The sequence below is a fragment of the Halanaerobium sp. genome, from assembly GCF_003070835.1.
In genome coordinates this window covers 1-2,831 of sequence record NZ_QBLR01000386.1, presented here as the reverse complement: position 1 = coordinate 2,831, position 2,831 = coordinate 1, and the positions used below count along the sequence as shown (strand labels likewise).

The following is a 2,831-nucleotide window of genomic DNA, read 5'->3' as shown; positions in this document are numbered from 1 at the left end:
TCTACTTCTCTAATAGAAAAAAAAGGATATCATAATGTTACAGTTTCAGAAATATGTAAAAAAGCTAATGTTGCCAAAGGTACTTTTTATCATCACTTTAACTCAAAAAAAGATATAATAGTCAAGACATATCAGGAAACAGACGAATATTTTAAAAAAATCGCAAAAAATGAAATCAATGATTATGACAGTTTAACTCAAATTAAAGAATTTATTCGTCATCAGATTATCTATGCTGAATCTTCTTCTTTTGAATATGTTAAAGAAGTTTATAAAAGCCAGATAGATTCTGGTAATAAATTTTTCACTTCTAAAAATAGACCTATTTTTAAATTATTAAAAAGTTATGTTGAAAAAGCGCAGAGAGAGAAGAAATTAACTGTAGATAAAACTGCAGATTATATAACTGATTTTTTACTACGTTTTTCGAGAGGAATGATTTATGATTGGTGCTTACATGATGGAAATTATAAATTACAGGCTAGAACAATGGAAGATCTTGAAGAAATAATAAGCATTTTTAAGAACGAAAATGATTAAAAATCCCCTTTCTGATAAACAGCTTTTTTATTTAGTCTGTCTACCAGAAGGGAATCATATCATAATTTGAATTAAGAGTTTCTTTGTTTATTAGATTAAATAGTGCGTGCTAATTCATAGGCATCCCAGATTGCATACATAATATTTTCTACTTTTTTTGCATCACCGAGTAAATGTACATTATTTATTTCGGATTGAAGTTCATGATAAAGAGAATCATTAGAACTATAACCAATAGCTGTAATAATATTATCTACTTTTTTCTTTTCCTTACCTTGATCACTTTTAATTATAACTTCTTTATCATTAACCTTTTCTATTTGAGCTCCAGTTATTATTTCAACCTCATGATAAGCTAATAAATCAGTTAACATATCTTCATTCATAAAGGGAAGCTCAGGACCAGATTCAAGAATTTCTTCTAACTGTTCAATTAAGATAACTTCTTTATCTTTTTCCTGGGCTAACCAGAGTGCAGTCTCACAACCTACAAGTCCACCTCCAACTACCATTAATTTTTCTCCGGTTTCTGCTCCTAAAAGCACTTCTGAGGCAGTTAAGCTTGAGTTGTTTTGATTATTTAAATTTAAATTTTTAGGTTCAGAACCAGTAGCTAAAATAACAGAATCAGCTTCCTGTTTTTTAATCATTTCTTTATCAGCTTCAGTATTTAAATTAACAGTTATATCTTTTTTAGCAAGCTCATTCTCATACCACTTAACTAATTTGCGATCATCTTTTTTAAACTCAGGTACACTACCCGGTATTATATTTCCACCTAATTGATCTGCCTTTTCTACTAATTTTACATTATGACCTCGTTCAGCACAAACTCGAGCTGCTTCCATACCGGCTAACCCACCACCAATTACAAGCACATCTTTAGATTCTAAAGCAGGTTCTAAATTATAAATTTTTTCTCTACCCACCTGTGGATTAACAGCACAGCTAACAGGACCTCCTTCTGCTACCCGTCCCATACAGCCATCATGACAGGAAAGACAGGGACGAATTGACTTTAAATCATCATTTTTTATTTTATTTGGCAGTTCTGGATCAGCTAATAATGGACGGCCTAAGCCAATCATATCAGCTTTTTCTTCTTTTAAGGCTTCAACTGCCAGATCAGGATTATCCATTCTTCCAGCTACAATAACCGGAACATCAACTACCTCTTTTAACTTTTGACTTAGGTCAAGATACATTCCATCTTCAAAATACATAGGGGGATGATTCCAATACCAGGAATCATAACTACCAGCATCAGCATTAAAAGCATCATAACCTGCTTCTTCTAAGTATTTAGCTGCCTTTAAACCTTCTTTTAGATCTCTACCTTTTTCTTCAAAATCTTCACCTGGAAGCCCTCCTTTTCTAATATTTTTAATATAGCTTTTAACACTATAACGAAGACTTACAGGATAATCTTCTCCACATTGATTTTTAATAGCTTGCAGAATTTCCACTGGAAATCTCATTCTACTTTCAAAATCTCCACCATATTTATCTGTTCGCTGGTTAAAAATTTCCATAGTAAATTGATCTAATAAATAACCCTCGTGGACTGCATGAATTTCTACTCCATCAAAGCCAGCCATTTTAGCAATTGCAGCAGATTCAGCAAACTTCTTAACCATTGTTTCCACTTCTTCGGTTGTTAATTCTCGATGTTCTAAGTCCGGATTGAATCTATTTTTAGTTTTGGAAGGAGCTACTGCTTCTCCTTCTAATAAAAGTGGTAAAGCTACTCTTCCAAAACCAGCTGTTAATTGTAAAAATATTTTTGAGCCATGAGCATGTACTCTTTCAGTTAATCTTTTAGCCGAATATAAAAAGCTAAATTTAGATTGGGTTGGAGACGGCAAAGAAGGCATCGCACATTTTTCTATTTCATTTTCAACATAACAAATACCTGTAGTTATTAAGCCTGTTCCACCTTTAGCTCTTTCAACATAATACTCAATTGCTTTTTGATTAAAAGCTCCATGTTCATCACTCATTCCAAATGGACCCATTGGTGCCATATTAAACCTATTCTTGATTTCAAGCTTTCCAATTTGATAAGGACTAAAAAGTTCTTGATACTTTTTATTCATTTTAATCCACCTTTCTATAATTTATCGACTGCAGTCGGTGACTATGGTCATTATAATATATTGTGAAAATTTTGTCAAGAGATGCTAAAAATTTAAACAATAGAGTAGGACCAGCCTTTCAGCTGGGACCCCTCGTCAAACTGCACGTACGGTTCTCCCGTATACAGCTTTCCGTCAGTCGTTGCCCCGTCTCAA

General features: G+C 32.9%; 2 protein-coding genes. One reads left to right on the top strand and one right to left on the bottom strand.

The genetic code is table 11. From position 1 onward, the window contains the following. On the top strand, window positions 1-540 hold a 540-nt coding region (locus CI949_RS19400), incomplete at its 5' end, for a TetR/AcrR family transcriptional regulator (RefSeq protein WP_290769471.1). Between the two features lie 95 nt (window positions 541-635). On the opposite strand, the gene CI949_RS19395 is transcribed toward CI949_RS19400, so the two are convergent. Beyond that, complete coding sequence (locus tag CI949_RS19395) at window positions 636-2,636, bottom strand: FAD-dependent oxidoreductase (RefSeq protein WP_290769468.1); 2,001 nt, start codon at window positions 2,634-2,636, stop codon at window positions 636-638. Window positions 2,637-2,831: the final 195 nt, after the last annotated feature.

Excerpts from the sequence above, each read along its gene's own strand:
- CI949_RS19395 (WP_290769468.1), bottom strand. The coding sequence starts at position 2,636 with ATGAATAAAAAGTATCAAGAACTTTTTAGTCCTTATCAAATTGGAAAG.